Here is a 17,445-nt window from a genome sequence, read left to right as displayed (position 1 = left end):
AATGTAAATGACGGCTGACTGAGATGGCTGACTGAGATGACCGAAAAAACCCATGCATCGCTGGCGATTCCCGCGCGAGAGACCGAAGGCGGCCACGCCTTGCCGCCGCGCAATCGCGAATGGAAGCGCGCCAAAATCGCCATCTGGATCGTGCTGGCGCTGCTCGCCGTGGGCGCGTTGCGCACCGTGATCGCGAACGTTCTGCAAAGCCGCTCGGTCGCCGAGACGACGAAGCAGAACGCCACGCAGTATGTGAACGTGGTGAGCCCGACGCAAACGGAGGGAGGTGGCAACACCTTGTTGCCGGGCACGTTGCGCGGCTTTGTCGAGTCGCCGATCTATGCGCGCTCCACCGGTTATCTGCTGCACTGGTACGCCGATATCGGCACGCGCGTGAAGCAGGGGCAGCTGCTCGCCGATCTGGACACGCCTGAGATCGATCAGGAACTCGCACAGTCGTTGGCGCAGCGCGCGCAAACCAGTTCGAGTCTCGGCCTCGCCAAAAGCTCGATGGAACGCTGGCAGCAACTGCGGCAACGCGATGCGGTTTCGCAGCAGGAACTCGACGAACGGACAAGCACCTACACGCAGGACCTGGCCAACCTCGCCGCCGCCGATGCCAACGTGAAACGCCTGCAGCAACTCGAATCGTTCAAGCGCATCGTCGCGCCGTTTTCGGGCGTGGTCACGCAGCGCAATGTCGATGTCGGCGATCTGATCGACGCGGGCAGCGGCACGAGCCGCGCGCTGTTCGCGCTGGCGCAATCGGATCCGTTGCGGGTCTATGTGCAACTGCCGCAGGCGTACGCGCAAAACGTGTCGGTCGGGCAGAACGTGGTGGTGACGCAGGCCGAATTGCCGGGGCAGCAGTTCCACGGCACGATCACGCACATCTCTGGCGCGATCGACGTGCCGACCCGTTCATTGCAAGTCGAAGTGACCTTGCCGAATCCTGACAACAAGCTACGGCCCGGCGCGTATGTCCAGGTGGCCGTGCCGGCGGCAGCCCATGCGCAACTGACGGTGCCCGGCAATGCGCTGCTGTTCCGCGCCGAAGGTCCGCGGCTCGCGGTGGTCGACGCGAACGGCAACGTGGCGTTACGCAAGATCGTGATCGCGCAGGACCTGGGGCAGTCGCTCGAAATCGAAAGCGGGATCGAGGCGAACGACAAGATCATCATCAACCCAAGTGATTCGATCGCGGACGGCGACCACGTGCGGATCACGCAGCCGCAGAAAAACGGCAAGGGGGCGTCGTGATCGCGAAGCAGGCGAGCGCTCATCGGGTACGAACGACACGAGCGCCACGAATGTCGCTCATGGCGCTGGCGGCCACCGCGAGCGCGGCCTTGCTGGCCGCGTGCACAGTCGGCCCGGATTATCAGCGGCCGCAAGCCGAGGTGCCGCCGACCTGGCAAACCGATTCGTACTGGCGCGTCGCAGCGCCTTCGCATGCGCCGATTTCGCTGGACTGGTGGAGCGCCTTCGGCGATCAGACGCTCGGTACGCTGGAAACGCAGGCGCTCGCGCAGAATCAGACACTGGCCGCGGCGAGCGCACATTACGCGCAGGCCAAAGCGACGCTGGCGAACACCCGTGCGCAGCAGATTCCTGAAGTCGATCTGGGGGCGTCCGGGTCGCGCTTCAGAATTTCGCATGATCGCCCGCTGACCAATTACGGCACGCCGACCACGTCGACGGTACAGAACAACCTGCAACTCGGCCCGACGATCAACTACGACACCGATCTATTCGGCCGGATACGTCGTGAAGTGGAAGGCGCCGCGGCCTCCGCGCAGCAATCGGCCGACGACCTCGCCAACGCACGGCTCGTCCTCACCACCGATCTCGCCACCGACTATTTCTCGCTGCGTGAGCTCGACGCCGAGATCGACGTGCTGAATCAATCGGTGAAACTGCAGCAAAAGGCGCTCGATTACGTCACGACCGAGCACGATCTCGGTTCGGTGTCCGGGCTCGACGTGTTGCAGCAGAAGTCGCTGCTCGATTCGACGCGCGTGCAGGCGCAACTCCTGCTGAATCAGCGCGCGCAGTTTGAACATGCGATTGCCGCCTTGGTCGGCGTGCCCGCGCCGCAATTCGCGATCGAGCCCAAAGTGCTCGACACGCAGGTGCCGGCGATTCCACTCGGTTTGCCGAGCGACGTCTTGCAACGCCGCCCGGATATCGCCTCGGCGGAGCGCGCGATGGCCGCGGCGAACGCGCAGATCGGCGTCGCCAAAGCAGCGTTCTTTCCGAGTCTGACGCTGACGCCGAGCATCGGCTGGGAAAGCGCGCAGTTCGCGAGCCTGTTTAGCGCGCCGACGCTGATGTGGACGCTCGGCGCGACAGTGGGCCAGGTGCTGTTCGACGGCGGCCGCCGTGCGGCGAACGTGCAATTTGCGAGCGAAGGCTACAAGGCCACCGAGGCAAACTATCGGCAAACCGTGCTCAACGCATTCCAGCAGGTGCAGGACGGCATCACGGGCCTCTCCGTTCTGGATGGCGCGTCGAAGCAGTCGCGTGAGGCAGTGACCGATGCGCAGCATCTTCTGGCGCTCGCCAACGACCGTTATTCGGGCGGCCTGGTCGCCTACCTCGACGTCATCACCGCGCAGCAGTCGTTGCTCACCAGCGAGCGTCAGGACGTGCAGATCCACGGCCAGCAGATGACCCTCTCGGTTTCATTGGTGAAGGCGCTGGGCGGCGGCTGGGATGCCGGCACGGACCTGGCGGGCGCACAGCCGCCGAGCAATGCACCGAACACGGCAGACGCAGCGAACACAGCAAACACAGCGGACACGAAGGAGGCGATGGCTCCCGCGAAGTGAGCCGCCCGACAATGACACAGCCAGACAGGAAAAAGGAAAAACGAGGCGTTTCGTATAATGCAGATACAAGGGGACGCGCATGAAATTGCTGATCGTTGAAGACGAGCATAAGGTGGTGGACTACCTGCGCTCCGGTTTGACAGAGCAGGGCTGGGTCGTCGACGTCGCGCTCGATGGCGAAGAGGGCATGCATCTGGCCACCGAATTCGATTACGACGTGATCGTCCTCGACGTCATGCTGCCTAAACGCGACGGCTTCAGCGTGCTGAAGGCGCTGCGCATGCGCAAGTCGACGCCGGTCATCATGCTGACCGCCCGCGATCACGTGAACGACCGTGTGCGGGGTTTGCGCGAAGGCGCCGACGACTACCTCACCAAGCCCTTTTCCTTTCTCGAGCTGGTCGAGCGGCTGCATGCGCTGGCGCGCCGCACGCGTTCGCAGGAGTCGACGCTGATTTCCGTCGGCGATCTGTTCGTCGATCTGATCGGCCGACGCGCCACCCGCGACGGCGTACGGCTTGATCTGACCGCCAAGGAATTCCAGTTGCTGAGCGTGCTGGCGCGCCGGCAAGGCGACATCCTCTCGAAGACCGCCATTACTGAACTCGTGTGGGACGTCAACTTCGACAGCCATACGAACGTGGTCGAAACCGCGATCAAACGATTGCGCGCCAAGCTCGACGGCCCGTTTCCCTCGAAGCTGCTGCACACCGTGCGCGGCATGGGCTACGTGCTCGAAGTGCGTGAAGAGGCAGAGCAATCATGAACCGTTCAATCGCGCGCCGCCTTGCGTTGATGTTCGCACTCGTGGCGCTACTGGTGTTCACGCTGGTCGGCACCGGGCTGTTTCTGGTGCTGCGCACGCAACTCGAACACCATTTGCGCGAATCGCTCGACGATCGCACCGAGATCGCGCGCATCATCGTCTATCACGCGGTGACGCCGGAGAAGTGGCGCATGGCGCGCGAAAAGCTCACGGACATGATGCCGCACGACGGCAGCACCGTGTATGCGGTGTCGAGCACCGATCCGTATTTCCACTATGGCAAGCCCATCGAGGGGCCCGTGGTGTCGAACTGGCCGGGTGGCTACACGAGGGTTTCGCCGATCGGCGGCGGCGCGGACATGCTGACCATCACGGTGACGATACCGGCTTACGGGGCTCGCCCACCTGTGCAATTGCAGGTCGCCGCCAGTTGTTCGCCGAATACCCGCACCATGCGCGTGTTCGGGGCGGCGCTCGCCGCGCTGTCCGCGTTGGGTAGTCTCGCTGTGCTGTTGCTGAGTTACTCGGTGACGCGACTCGGGCTCGCTCCGTTGACGCGTCTGACGCGAGACGCATCCGCTGTGAGCCCGAATAACCGCTCACAGCGTCTGAATACGGCCTCGCTGCCGCTCGAATTGAGCGATCTGGCCAACTCGTTCAACGGCGCGCTCGAACGTCTGGACGGCGCATACGGCCGCCTCGAATCGTTCAACGCGGACGTCGCCCATGAACTGCGTACACCGGTGACGATTCTGATCGGCCAGACCGAAGTGGCGTTGACACGTAACCGTTCGGTCGACGATTTGCGCCATACGCTGCAATCGAATCTCGAAGAGTTCGAACGCATGCGCGCGATTATCAACGACATGCTGTTTCTCGCTCGCGCCGACCAGGGCGAACGCGCGACGGGTCTCGTTGAGGTGTCGCTGGCCGCGGAAGTTGCGCATACGCTGGAATTCCTGGAGATTCCGCTGGAAGAAGCGCGCGTGCATGCGCAGTTGCGCGGCGATGCGGTGGCGCGTGTGAACCGCTCGCTGTTCGGCCGCGCCTGCACGAATCTGCTGATGAACGCGATCCAGCACTGCGCGCCCGGCGCGGCGATTACCGTGACGATCTCGGAAGCAGCGGATCAGTTGCGCGTAGCGGTGGCCAACCCGGGCGAGCCGATCGAGCCGGCCGTGCTCGAACACCTGTTCGACCGGTTCTTTCGCGCGGAAGTGTCTCGCACCAATAGCCGCGAAAACCACGGCCTGGGTCTTGCGATCGTGAAGGCGATTGCCGAGATGCATCGCGGCACGGTGTCGGTGGAAAGCGCGAACGGCGTCAACACGTTTGCGTTTTCGATTGCGGCGTCGAGTGTGGAAGCCAGCCTGCCGGCGGCGCGCACGAAGGCCGGTGTCCCGGCCGAAGCCGCGGGTTAATCGTCACTGGTAAAAGGCAAGTCGGCTTGAACCGGTACGCGCCGCTTCGCCGGTTGCGCGTTGGCCGGCGTCAATGCGCTCACACGCACGCCCAAGAGCCGCAGCTTGCGGTTCAATTCCACCCGTCTCAGACATTCGGTTGCGGCGCGCCGGATCTCGGTGGCATCGGCGGTTGGTTCGTCGAGCGTCAGGTCGCGTGTGACCGTGCGGAAGTCGTCGTAGCGCAGCTTGATGCCCACGGTGCGGCCCACATAGCCCTTCCTCACCAGGTCTTCCGCGACCCGCACGCACAAGCTGGTAAACGAACTGGATAGGGCCGGCCGATCATGACGTGGATGCAGATCACGTTCGAAGGTCGTCTCACGGCTCATCGACTTGGGTTCCGATTCGACCACGACCGGCCGTTCGTCGTAGCCTTGTGCGACCTGCATGAGCCACGCCGAATAGCTGCGCCCGAAGTGATCCTGCAACAAGCCCGCGTCCGCTGCCGCCAGATCGCCGACCGTGGCGAGGCCGAGCGCGGTGAGTTTTTCCGCGGCCTTCGGCCCGATTCCATTGACCTTGCGTACCGGCAACGGCCAGACGCGCAAAGGCACATCCGCAGGTGTGAGGATCGTGAGGCCGTCGGGTTTGTCGAGTTCGGAGCCGATCTTCGCCAGCAGCTTGTTCGGCGCCACGCAAATGGAGCAGGTGAGGCCGGTCGCCTGATTGACGGCCTGCTTGATGCGCGCGGCGATCTCACGCGGCTCGCCCGGCAATTCGGTGAGGTCGATATAGATTTCGTCGATGCCGCGGTCTTCGATCCGGTCCGTGAATGCGGCGACCGCTGCTTTGAACAGGCGCGAGTAGTGGCGATACGACTCGAAATCGGTGGGCAGCAGAATCGCGTCCGGCGCGAGCACGGCGGCTTTCATCATGCCCATCGCGGAGAACACACCGAGCGCGCGGGCTTCATAGGTGGAGGTGGTCACCACGCCGCGGCCGGCATAATCGCGCAGCTTCGCAAAGCGAAGGCTGCCGTCTTCAAGCGTTTGCGGCACAGCATTGCGGCCGCCGCCGATCACCACCGCCTTGCCGCGCAGTTGCGGATAGCGCAAGAGTTCAACGGACGCGTAGAACGCGTCCATGTCCAGGTGCGCGATGTGGCGGCTTGCAGTACTCATGGATGGCGGAAACGGGTGACGGTGCGGGCAGCGAGCATAACAGTCGATGCGCTTCCCGTGCTGCCCTGTCGTATGGCGGCTTGCTGCGCCGGGTGTCCGCATTCGCACAATCGGCGCGCGGCACGGCGGACTTCAAACCGTAATAGTACCTTGCTCCGCCGGGCCTGGTGTCGCGCCTGAGGGCCTCATAACCCCTCACACGCGGCCAAGCTCATCCGGGCGCTGGAATGGCGCCCGGATCACCCATGCCTGGTGTTACCCGCAAGCATCACCCGCAAGCCGGCTTGGCTTTCTTGCATGCGTCCGCAAGCTGGGGCGGCGGGTCTTTCTTGAACACCGTCTTATACGACTCGAGCACGTTCGACTGAACCACCGGCAGAGACTGTACGCCGATCCACGCCGGCGGCGTCTGGCCGATCAGCGCCTTCATCATCGCCGTAGCTTCGGCCACGCCTTGATCATACGGGCGTTGCGAGCCGGTTGCCTTGAGCGGTCCGCCCTTGGCGATCTCGATAGCGGACTGAAGGCCCAGGTCGACCGTCGTGACGGGAATGGTCACGCCTTGCGCGCGCATTGAAGTCAGCGTGTCGAGCGCCGGTTGATCCCAGACGGCGAACAGCCCCTTGACGTCCGGATTCCCGGTGAGGAAATCGCCAGCGATCTGGCCCACTTTCGACGGGTCCGTAAACGCGACCTGTTTGACCTTGATGTCCGGACGATTCTTCTTGATCCAGTCGTTGACGGCCTTGGTGCGTTCCGTCGTGCTGAAGTAATCCACGCCGAAATTCACCAGCCCGATCGTGGCACCCTGCGGGACGCACGAAGCGAGCACTTTCGCCGCGATCTGGCCGTTGCCTTCGCTGTCGGCGGAAATCATCGACGCGTATTGTTCAGGATGCTTCAGCCCGGTCGGGACGTTGTCCATGAACACGAGTTTGATCCCGGCCTCGGACACTTTCTTGTAGGTGGCGGCCGTGGCCGTCCCGTCGACCGGAATGGAGATGATGCCGTCCGGGTGACGCTGGATAGTGTTCTCGATATCCGCGATCTGCTTGTCGACCTGGTATTCCGCCGAAGCCGTGCCGATCACTTCCACGCCGTATTTTTTGAGGGTGTCTGTGATGCCTTGCACCTGCAGTTGCGACCAGTCGAGATTCATGGTCTGCATCGAAATGCCGACCTTGAACTTGCCTGCCTTGATTTTGGCGATGTCGGCGTCGCTCAGCTTCACGGCATCCACCGAGGCCGCTTTTTCGCCGTTCGGCCCTTGTCCGACAATCGTCTTCGGTCCGATCGAACCGGCCGGCAGGCTGGTCACGCATTGCGCGTAGGCGCCCGACGACGCCAGCGCCACGACGGCCGCCGCCGCCATGAGAGTGGGTAGAACACTTCCTGAGCCACGACGATGTTTCATGATTCTTCTCCGTTGGTCTTCATGTTTGTGTTACGTCTCCTGCCATTCACGAACAACGCGGGCACGTGACATCTCGCGTGATCGACGTGCTTTCCTTATTTCCCTGGTTACTTCCTGGGTCACTTCCTGAATCACTTCCTGGTGAAGGCCACAGCCGCGACGATGATGGCGCCCTTGATCACCAACTGCAGCGATGAACTGACGCCGAGCAGCACCAGCCCGTTATTGAGCGTGCCGATGATGAGACTGCCGAGCAGCGTGCCAAGTACGAAGCCGCGCCCACCGAACAGGCTGCAACCGCCGAGCGTCACGGAAGCGATCACATCGAGCTCCAGCCCTTGCACGACATCGGGCCGCGCCGCATGCGAGCGCGCGGCGAGCACGAGCGCGGCGAGCCCGGCCAGCGCGCCGGTGAGAATGAAGGCGAGGGTGGTCACGCGTCGCGTGTTGATGCCGGAGTAGAGCGCCGCAGTCGGATTGCCGCCGGCCGCATAAATCTGCCGGCCGAACACGCTGTAATGCAGCAGCAGGATGCCGGCGATCACGGTCAGCACCGTCCAGATGATCGGCACCGGCACACCGGCAATGTCGCCCTCGCCGAAGATCGAGATGAATGAGTCGTTAGTGATGATCTCGGGCCGCGTTGTCGTCACCATCAGGGCGAGTCCGCGTGCCGCGCTCAAGGTGCCGAGCGTCACGAGGAACGAGGGAATGTTCAGCCGCGTGGTCACGACGCCATTGATCGCGCCGACGATTGCGCCGGTGCCGATGCCGGCAATCGCGCCGATGATCCAGCTATCGCCGACATGCGCCATGGCGAGCGCCGCGGACATGCCCGACAGTGCCAATGTCGACCCCACGGACAGATCGATCTGCCGCGCAATGATCACGAAGGTCATGCCGATCGCGACGATCGACACCAGCGCGGTCTGCCGGCCGATATTCAGGAAGTTGTCGATGGAGAGAAACCACGGCGAGGCGAAGCTGAACACCACCAGCAGGATCGCGAACGCGCCGTAGAGCGCATAGGGCCGGTCGCCTTGCAGGAGGAGTTGCGCGAGGCGCCGCATACGGCTCTTCTGCGGTGGCGATGCCTGCCGTTTAGCCGCCAGCGGCGAGACAGAGTCGTTCATTTTGTGTGCGCCCCGAAGGAAGTCCCCTCGGGGGACTCGAAGGAAGTCCCCTCGGGGGACTCGATGGAAGAACGGGACAGTTGGATCAGGTGATGAAGCGCTTCGGCGTTGGCGAGTTCGGCGCGCTCGACGGTCTTGACGATAGCGCCGTCCGCGACGATCGAAATCCGGCCGCACAGGCGCAGCAGTTCATCGAGGTCCGAGGACACGACGAGCACGGCGGTGCCCGCTCGCGCGGCGTCATGGACCACGCCGTAGATCTCCTCGCGGGCGCCGACGTCGACGCCGACGGTCGGTTCGTCGAGTAAAAGAAGCGTGGGGCGCGGATGGTTCCACTTGGCAAAGACCACTTTCTGCTGGTTGCCGCCGGATAAAAACTTGACCGCGGTCGAGGAGCCGGGGGCCTTGACGGCCAGCTCTTTCATCGAGCGCTTCGCCTGGTTGACGGCCGCCTGGCTGCGCAGCCACCCCCAGCGAGAAAACTGCGGCAGCCGCGGCAAGGTCAGGTTGCGTTCGATCGAATGATCGAGGACGAGCCCTTCGAGATGACGATCCTCCGGCACCAGCGCTACGCCGAGCTGGATGGCTTCTGCAGGCGTGATACGCGAGCGCGACTGACCGCCGATCTCGATGGCGCCCGCCTCGATTCTGCGAATGCCAAAGATGGTTTGCAGAATTTCCGTGCGCCCGCTGCCGATCAATCCCGCGAGCCCGTGGATCTCGCCAGGACGAACCGTGAGGTCGACGTCGTGAAGCCTGTCATTGCTCACGTTCGACAACTTGAGAACGGGGACAGTGGGGGCATTGGGCGTGGCCGATGTTTGCGGTCCAACAGCGGATTCATCGCCGGTAGCGCCGACAGCCGTCCTCTCCCGCGCCTGCAACGCGGCATGACCGGGACCGACGATCGCCGCGACCAGCTCTTTCATATCGGTTTCCGCCGTCGAGAATGTGCCGGCATTGGCGCCATCGCGGAACACGGTGACGCGCTGCGAAATCCGAAACACCTCATTTAACCGATGCGTCACGTAGATCACGCCCACGCCGCGGTTCGTGACCGCGCGAATCGCGTCGAACAGAATCTGCTCTTCGCCGCCCGTCAGGGCCGACGTGGGTTCGTCGAGGATCAGAACCCGCACGTCGCCCATCAGCGCTTTGCAGATCTCAGTCATTTGCCGGTACGCGAACGGCAATGCGCCAACGGCGGTGCGCGGGTCGAGCGGGATGCCGTGCGAGCGGAGAAATTCGCTGACCGTTGCCATGAGCTGGCGGTTTTTCACAAAGCCGAGACGTGTGCGAGGCTCGCGCCCCAGCATCAGATTGGCGCCGACCGACAGCGATTCGACGAGGCTCAGATCCTGGTAGACCACGGCAACACCCGCCTCACGCGATCGCGCCGGCGACTCGAACGCCACTTTCTGGCCATCGATCTCGATGACGCCGTCGTCGTAGGTGTGAACGCCGCTGAGAATCTTGATTAGCGTGGATTTGCCCGCGCCGTTTTCGCCGAGCAAGGCGTGCACTTCGCCGGGCAACACGTCAAGGCTGACGCCGCGCAGCGCCCGCACGCCGCCAAATCGCTTGGTGACGCCCGCAACACGGATCAATGGAACCTGAGGCGATGACGCGGCCGCGACCGCAACCGGCTCACTCATCTGGCATGTCTCCTTCGTCAAGACGACGACATCCTTTTCTTTGTATGGTGCTATCGGCCAAAGCCGAGTTGTGATCTTCGCATCATGAATATGGTGCGTCAATAACATTGGCGGCGCTGACAGGGCTTGGATGTCTGCTTATGTGATGATTGAATCGGAAAGCTTGTTATGATTCTATCAATCGTTGTAGCATAAGTGGGAACAAATTGTCGGCGGCCGTTGTGCGCCGCATCAAATTTTCGGATGTCTTATGCCTGAAGCCCCTGTGCTTTCTTCTTCGGTCGTCGCGCTGCGCGGCGGTCCGCTCATTCACCCGGCGCGCAACCCGGGCATGCCGTTCGACGCGTCCTGGCTGGACGGCTTGCGCGTCAACCAGTCGGCGGTCGAACGGCGTACGGCAACGCTTGCCACGCGCCGTACCGTCAAGAAAGATGCGCAGGCCGCTTGGCTGCTGAAAGCCGTCACCTGCATCGACCTCACCACGCTCAACGGCGACGACACCGAGGGCCGCGTGCGCCGCTTGTGTGCGAAGGCGCGTCAACCCGTGCGGGCCGATCTGCTCGAAGCGCTCGGCATCGCGCCGCAAGGCATCACGACGGGCGCGGTCTGCGTCTATCACCGTTTCGTCGCGACGGCGGTGGACGCGCTGCAGGGCAGCGGCATTCCGGTCGCGGCGGTGTCGACAGGATTTCCCGCCGGGCTGATTCCGCATCCATTGAAGCTGAAAGAGATCGAGGCTTCGGTCGCGGATGGGGCGCAGGAAATCGACATCGTTGTCACGCGTGAATATGTGCTGACCGGCAACTGGCAGGCGCTGTACGACGAAGTGCGCGACTTCCGCGCAGCCTGCGGCCCCGCACACCTGAAGACGATTCTGGCGACCGGCGATATCCGCACACTCTCCAACGTGGCGCGCGCCTCGATGGTCTGCATGATGGCCGGCGCCGACTTCATCAAGACGTCGACCGGCAAGGAAGGCGTCAACGCCACGCTGGATGTCTCGCTGGTAATGGTGCGCATGATCCGCGAATACCAGGAGCGCACCGGCGTGCCGATCGGCTTCAAACCGGCGGGTGGCGTGTCGAGCGCGAAGTCGGTGCTGTCCTATCAGATCCTCATGAAGGAAGAACTCGGTCGCCCGTGGCTCGAACCGGAGCTGTTCCGTATCGGCGCATCGAGCCTGCTGGCCGATATCGAACGCCAGCTCGAACATCACGTGAGCGGTCGTTACTCCGCTTTCAACCGTCACCCCGTAGCCTGAACAGAAGACCGATCCCATGAGCGTAGCCGAGTATTTTTCATCGATGGAGTACGGTCCCGCACCCGAGGACGATCAGCCCGCGCGCGCCTGGCTCGCGCAACATGAGGCGCGCTTCGGGCATTTCATCGGCGGGGCGTGGCATGCGCCCGCCGCCGGCGAACACTTCGTTTCGCACGCACCCGCCACGGGCGGGCGGCTCGCCGAGGTCGCCCAGGGCGATGCGGCCGACGTCGACGCGGCGGTAGCGGCCGCACGTGCCGCGCAGCCGGGCTGGCTCGCGCTTGGCGGCGCCGGACGGGCGCGGCATCTGTATGCGCTCGCGCGCATGGTCCAGCGTCATAGCCGTCTCTTTGCCGTGCTCGAAGCGCTCGACAACGGCAAGCCGATCCGCGAGACACGCGATATCGACGTGCCTCTGGTCGCGCGGCACTTCCTGCATCACGCGGGTTGGGCGCAGTTGCAGGAGAGCGAATTCGCCGATTACGCGCCACTTGGCGTCGTCGGGCAGATCGTGCCGTGGAATTTTCCGCTGCTGATGCTCGCGTGGAAGATTGCACCGGCGATTGCAACGGGCAACTGCGTCGTGTTGAAGCCGGCCGAATACACGCCGCTCACGGCGTTGCTGTTCGCCGAACTCGCTCATCGAGCGGGCTTGCCGGCAGGCGTGCTGAACGTCGTCACAGGTGATGGTCGCACCGGTGCCGCGCTCGTCGAACATCCGCGGGTGGACAAGATCGCTTTCACGGGTTCGACGGAAGTCGGGCGCCTGATTCGCGCGGCTACGGCCGGCACGGGCAAATCGCTGACGCTCGAACTTGGTGGCAAGTCGCCCTTTATCGTGTTCGACGATGCGGATCTCGACGGCGCCGTCGAAGGTGTGGTCGACGCGATCTGGTTCAACCAGGGGCAGGTCTGCTGTGCGGGCTCGCGACTGCTCGTGCAGGAGGGGATCGAAGCGCGCTTCATCGCGAAGCTGAAGCGCCGTATGGAAACGCTGCGCGTCGGCACGTCGCTCGATAAAAGTATCGATATCGGTGCGATCGTCGATCCGGTACAGCTCGAACGCATCGAGTCGCTGGTGGAAACCGGGCGGCGCGAAGGCTGTGCGGTGTGGCAGTCGCCCGACACGACGATGCCCGCCGGCGGCTGCTTCTATCCGCCCACGCTCGTCACCGGCGTGGCGCCGGCTTCCACTCTCGCGCAGGAAGAAATCTTCGGACCGGTGCTGGTCGCGATGAGTTTTCGCACGCCGGATGAGGCGATCGCGCTCGCCAACAATTCGCGCTACGGACTCGCCGCGAGCGTGTGGAGCGAAACCATTGGCCGCGCACTTGATATCGCGCCGCGCCTCGCGTGCGGTGTCGTATGGATCAATGCGACCAATCTGTTCGATGCGGCGGTCGGATTTGGTGGATACCGCGAGTCGGGCTATGGTCGCGAAGGCGGCCGTGAGGGCATCTACGAATATCTGAAACCGCGTGCGTGGCTCAATCTTGCTGTCCGCCAGCCTGTGCGTGTTGAACAGAGTGGAGGCACAGGCGAGCGCGATCCGTTGTCGAACATCACGCTGATCGATCGCACCGCGAAGCTCTTTATCGGCGGCAAGCAGGTGCGACCGGACAGCGGCTATTCGCTGCCGGTTCACGCACCGGATGGGACGCTGGTCGGTGAAGTGGGCGAGGGCAACCGCAAGGACATTCGCAACGCGGTCGAAGCAGCGCGCGCGGCGCAGAAGTGGTCGCAGGCGAGTACGCATAATCGTGCTCAGGTCCTGTTCTATCTCGCGGAGAACCTCGCCATTCGTGCTGACGAGTTCGCGCGGCAACTCGTGATCAGAAACGGCGCGACGGAAGCGGCGGCGCATGCGGAAGTCGAGGCGGCGGTAGCGCGTCTCTTCACTTACGCGGCGTGGGCCGACAAGTTCGACGGCGCCGTGCATACGCCGCCGTTGCGCGGTGTAGCGCTGGCGATGCATGAGCCGCTTGGCGTGATCGGCATTGCCTGCCCTGACGAAGCGCCGTTGCTCGGTTTCGTCTCGCTGGCGGCACCCGCGCTGGCCATGGGCAATCGTGTGGTGGTGTTGCCGAGCGCGGCGTGTCCGCTCACGGTGACCGATTTTTATCAGGTAGCCGAAACGTCGGATGTGCCGGCGGGTGTGCTGAACATCGTCACGGGTGAACGTGGCGCGTTGCTGCCGGCGCTCGCCAAACATGACGACGTCGATGCCGTCTGGTGTTTCGGCAACGCGGCGGATTCGACGCTGGTCGAGCGCGAGTCGGTCGGTAATCTGAAGCGTACGTTCGTCGATCACGGTCGCCAGTTCGACTGGTTCGACCGTTCGAGCGAAGGCCGGCCGTTTCTGCGTCAGGCCGTGCAGGTGAAGAACATCTGGATACCGTACGGAGACTGATTGAAAGTCGGCGCTTACGCCTGAACACCATGCACGCCAACCAGAAAATGGAGGAGACAACGTGCTGAAGCATCTGGATCTGCAATTGAACACCGCGGTGCTGCTCGCAACGCATGCCCCGCACGCACGCTTCACGATCAACGCGCCTCAAGGGGAACGCGAATGAACACGTCTTTGCAACGAAACGGGCGTGTCGTCATTCTCGGCATCTACGTCACCGACCTGACGTTTCGCGCCGGGCGTATGCCGCTGATCGGCGAGACGATTGCCGGCACGGCGTTCGCGATGGGGCCGGGCGGCAAAGGCTCGAATCAGGCGGTGGCGGCGGCGCGCGCGGGCGCCGAGGTGGTGTTCTGCACTCGCATCGGCAACGACGCGTTTGGTGAGATTGCGCGTGCCACGTGGGCCACTGAAGGCATCACGGCACGCGCCTCGGTGGTCGAGGGCGTGTCCACGGGCGCCGCGCATATCTTCGTCGACGACAACACCGGCATGAACGCGATCATCGTCGCCTCCGGCGCGGCCGGCACGATGGAGGCAGCCGACGTCGACGCGATCGAAGCCGACATCGCCGCCGCGCGCGTATTCGTCACGCAGCTCGAACAGCCGCTCGCGGCTGCGCGCCGTGGGCTCGAAGTGGCGCGCCGGCACGGCGTCATTACCGTGTTCAATCCGGCGCCCGCCTTGCCGCTCGACGACGACATCTTTCCGTTGTGCGACTACATCACCCCGAACGAAACCGAGGCCACCGCGCTCACCGGCGTGCCGATCGCGAATGCCGACGACGCGCGCCGTGCCGCCGACGTACTGCTTGCCAAAGGCGTCGGCGCGGTGATCGTCACACTGGGGGAAGGCGGTGCGCTGCTGCACTCGGCAACTCAATCGATACTCGTGCCGGCCTATCAATGCGGCCGCGTGGTGGAGACCGCCGGCGCCGGCGACGGCTTCACGGGCGGTTTCGCGGCGGCGCTCGCACGCGGCGACGATGCCGTCTCGGCGCTGCGCTTCGGCTGCGCGCTCGCGGGCATTTCCGTCACGCGTCCGGGCACGGCGCCTTCCATGCCGACGCTCGGCGAAGTGAACCGCGTGTTGAGCCAGCCGGCCGAGGCTTCCTCGTCGCTGTCCTGACCGTTCGCGAAGACTGAAGGAGATCGTGCTCACCATGAAGTCCTCGTTCACCGCTGGAAAAATGTTCGGCGACCGGCAACTGAATTTTCTGCTGATCGTCAACGTACTCGTTGTGCTGGTCGCGACGTGGCTTTCGCACGGGCAATTCGTCGACATCGACAACTTGCAATCGATGGGCGGCCAGTTGCCCGAACTCGGCCTGCTTGCGCTCGGCATCATGTTGTCGATGGTGTCGGGCAACGGCGGGATCGATCTGTCAGGCGTCGGGCTCGCGAACCTGTCCGGGATGGTTGCCGCGCTCGTCGTGCCGCGCTTCGTCAACGGCGACGATTCTCCCGTGCTCTACACGTCGCTCTTTTGCGTGATTGTGGTGGCGATGGGACTGCTCGGCGGACTCCTGAACGGCGTGGTGATCGCGCGCCTCAGGCTCACGCCGATTCTCTGCACGCTCGGCACGCAGTTGCTGTTCACGGGCTTTGCCGTGGTGCTCAGCAACGGCGCCTCGGTGCATGTCGACTATGTCGACCCCTTGTCGAATATCGGCAACGGTACCGTGTTTCAGGTACCGATCGCATTCTGCATCTTTATCGCGGCCGTGATCGTGCTCGGCTGGTTGCTCAGACGCAGCCCGTTCGGCCTGCGTCTCTATCTGATGGGCACCAACCCCAAAGCGGCGTTCTATGCGGGCATTCCGCGCGCGCGGATGCTGATCACGACCTATGCGATGTGCGGCGTGCTTGCGTCGCTCGCGGGTCTGATCAGCGCGACCCATACGTCCAGCGCGAAATGGGACTACGGCAACTCCTATCTGCTGATCGCCATTCTGATCGCGGTGATGGGCGGCGTGAATCCCGCCGGCGGTCACGGCCGCATCATCTGCGTGTTCTTTGCCGCAACGGTGCTGCAGTTCCTCTCGAGTCTGTTCAATCTGCTGGGCGTGTCGCAGTTCTTCGGCGATTGCGCGTGGGGATTTCTGTTGTTGCTGTCGCTCGCGTTTGCAGGCGGCGAGCGGGTGAGGGCGATCTTCGGTTTTGGCGGCGGTGGTGGCGGTGGGAGTGCTAGTGCAGCAAGCTCCGGCACGGCGCCAAAACGTTAGCGTGCCGAACAGACTTAAAAGGCACAACCCAGGTTTCAGTACGCGGCGGACAACGAGCCCTGACTGTCCGTGATGGTGAAGTGGGGCGACATCGAACTACATCGAACGATACAGGAGACATCGCATGAAATTGACTCGACTGGGTGCCGCGCTTGCAGCAGGCGCTCTTACCGTAGGCGTGATCGCCGCTGCACAGGCTGCAATCAACGAGACGATCGTCACGGTCGTCAAGGTGACCGGCATCAACTGGTTCAACCGGATGGACGACGGCGTCAAGCAATTCGCAAAGGACAACCCAGGCGTGAACGCGTATCAGACCGGTCCGGGCCGCGCGGATGCGGCACAGCAACTGAAGATCATCGAAGACCTGATCGCGAAGAAGGTCACCGCGATTGCCGTGGTGCCCTACGATCCGCCGACGCTCGAACCGGCGCTGAAGAAGGCGATGGATCGCGGCATCAAGGTGGTGACCCACGAGGCCGACAACGCGAAGAACACGATGGTCGACATCGAAGCATTCGACAACACGGCCTACGGCGCCGGCTTGAACGAACGTCTCGCCTCGTGCATGCACGACGACGGCAAGTGGGTGGCACTGGTTGGTTCGCTGGGCAGCCGCTCGCAGGTGCAATGGGCCGACGGTGGGATCGGCAACGCCAAGGCCAAGTATCCGAAGATGGATCTGGTCGAACCGAAACTCGAAACCAATAATGACGGCGAGCGCGCCTATGAAGTTGCGAAAGAAGTGCTGCGCAAGCATCCGGATCTGAAGGGCTTCCAGGGTTCGTCCTCGCTCGACGTGATCGGCATCGGCCGCGCGGTGGAAGAAGCCGGCATGCAGGGCAAGATCTGTGTCTACGGTACGGGCCTGCCGACGGAAGCCGGCAAGTTCCTCGAGAGCGGCGCGATCAACGGCATTGCGTTCTGGGATCCGAAGCTCGCGGGCATCGCGATGAATAAGGTCGCGCAGATGCTGATCGACGGCAAGACGGTCGAGAACGGCGCCGATCTCGGCATTCCGGGTTACACCAAAGTCACCGTCGCCAAGGGGCCGGGCAAAGGAATCATCGTGCGCGGTCAGGGCTGGGTGAACGTCGACAAGTCGAACTACAAGCAGTATCCGTTCTGATCGAGTTTTTTTGCTTCATGTGTCACGGCGTCCCCCTC

At 63.5% G+C, this 17,445-nt stretch carries 13 protein-coding genes; 9 read left to right on the top strand and 4 right to left on the bottom strand.

What is annotated here, in order from left to right:
* Nucleotides 1-36 precede the first annotated feature (36 nt).
* The 4 genes from M0D67_RS35395 (at nucleotide 37) to M0D67_RS35380 (ending at nucleotide 5,018) form a co-directional block, all read left to right on the top strand.
* Complete coding sequence (locus M0D67_RS35395; protein WP_266241677.1) at nucleotides 37-1,260, top strand: efflux RND transporter periplasmic adaptor subunit; 1,224 nt, start codon at nucleotides 37-39, stop codon at nucleotides 1,258-1,260.
* Nucleotides 1,261-1,310: 50 nt separating this feature from the next.
* Nucleotides 1,311-2,831, top strand: a complete 1,521-nt coding sequence (locus M0D67_RS35390; RefSeq protein WP_171927523.1) for an efflux transporter outer membrane subunit — start codon at nucleotides 1,311-1,313, stop codon at nucleotides 2,829-2,831.
* Between the two features lie 79 nt (nucleotides 2,832-2,910).
* Nucleotides 2,911-3,597: a heavy metal response regulator transcription factor gene (locus tag M0D67_RS35385; protein WP_007176723.1), complete on the top strand. Its 687-nt coding sequence runs from the start codon at nucleotides 2,911-2,913 to the stop codon at nucleotides 3,595-3,597.
* On the top strand, nucleotides 3,594-5,018 hold the full coding sequence (locus M0D67_RS35380) for a heavy metal sensor histidine kinase (RefSeq protein ID WP_171927522.1): 1,425 nt from the start codon (nucleotides 3,594-3,596) through the stop codon (nucleotides 5,016-5,018). The genes M0D67_RS35385 and M0D67_RS35380 overlap by 4 nt, the downstream gene beginning before the upstream one ends.
* Here M0D67_RS35380 and dinB read toward each other — a convergent pair.
* The 4 genes from dinB to M0D67_RS35360 all read right to left on the bottom strand — a co-directional run bounded on the left by dinB (nucleotide 5,015) and on the right by M0D67_RS35360 (nucleotide 10,383).
* The gene (gene dinB, locus M0D67_RS35375; RefSeq protein WP_171927521.1) at nucleotides 5,015-6,181 is read right to left on the bottom strand and encodes a DNA polymerase IV; all 1,167 of its coding nucleotides are present in this window, start codon (nucleotides 6,179-6,181) and stop codon (nucleotides 5,015-5,017) included. The genes M0D67_RS35380 and dinB overlap by 4 nt on opposite strands.
* Before the next feature lie 268 nt (nucleotides 6,182-6,449).
* Complete coding sequence (locus M0D67_RS35370; protein ID WP_154560015.1) at nucleotides 6,450-7,595, bottom strand: substrate-binding domain-containing protein; 1,146 nt, start codon at nucleotides 7,593-7,595, stop codon at nucleotides 6,450-6,452.
* Nucleotides 7,596-7,726: 131 nt separating this feature from the next.
* Nucleotides 7,727-8,728 carry an ABC transporter permease gene (locus tag M0D67_RS35365; protein ID WP_171927520.1) on the bottom strand — a complete coding sequence of 334 codons (1,002 nt, stop codon included), beginning with the start codon at nucleotides 8,726-8,728 and terminating at the stop codon, nucleotides 7,727-7,729.
* A complete protein-coding gene (locus tag M0D67_RS35360; protein WP_171927541.1) occupies nucleotides 8,725-10,383 on the bottom strand; it encodes a sugar ABC transporter ATP-binding protein in 1,659 nt (552 codons plus the stop codon). Before M0D67_RS35360 ends, M0D67_RS35365 begins: the two co-directional genes overlap by 4 nt.
* Before the next feature lie 250 nt (nucleotides 10,384-10,633).
* Between M0D67_RS35360 and deoC the strand changes: the two genes are divergently transcribed.
* The 5 genes from deoC (at nucleotide 10,634) to M0D67_RS35335 (ending at nucleotide 17,407) form a co-directional block, all read left to right on the top strand.
* Nucleotides 10,634-11,644, top strand: a complete 1,011-nt coding sequence (gene deoC, locus M0D67_RS35355; RefSeq protein ID WP_171927519.1) for a deoxyribose-phosphate aldolase — start codon at nucleotides 10,634-10,636, stop codon at nucleotides 11,642-11,644.
* 16 nt (nucleotides 11,645-11,660) lie between these two features.
* On the top strand, nucleotides 11,661-14,054 hold the full coding sequence (locus tag M0D67_RS35350) for an aldehyde dehydrogenase family protein (protein ID WP_171927518.1): 2,394 nt from the start codon (nucleotides 11,661-11,663) through the stop codon (nucleotides 14,052-14,054).
* 162 nt (nucleotides 14,055-14,216) lie between these two features.
* A complete protein-coding gene (gene rbsK, locus M0D67_RS35345) occupies nucleotides 14,217-15,182 on the top strand; it encodes a ribokinase (protein ID WP_171927517.1) in 966 nt (321 codons plus the stop codon).
* A gap of 34 nt (nucleotides 15,183-15,216) precedes the next feature.
* Nucleotides 15,217-16,278 carry an ABC transporter permease gene (locus M0D67_RS35340; protein ID WP_266241658.1) on the top strand — a complete coding sequence of 354 codons (1,062 nt, stop codon included), beginning with the start codon at nucleotides 15,217-15,219 and terminating at the stop codon, nucleotides 16,276-16,278.
* 124 nt (nucleotides 16,279-16,402) lie between these two features.
* Entirely contained in the window at nucleotides 16,403-17,407 is a 1,005-nt protein-coding gene (locus tag M0D67_RS35335) for an autoinducer 2 ABC transporter substrate-binding protein (protein ID WP_171927515.1), read from the top strand.
* Nucleotides 17,408-17,445 lie beyond the last annotated feature (38 nt).

This window comes from Paraburkholderia sp. SECH4 (genome assembly GCF_030511745.1).
Classification (GTDB): Bacteria; Pseudomonadota; Gammaproteobacteria; order Burkholderiales; family Burkholderiaceae; genus Paraburkholderia; species Paraburkholderia madseniana.
This window is presented reverse-complemented; position numbering and strand designations above follow the sequence as displayed.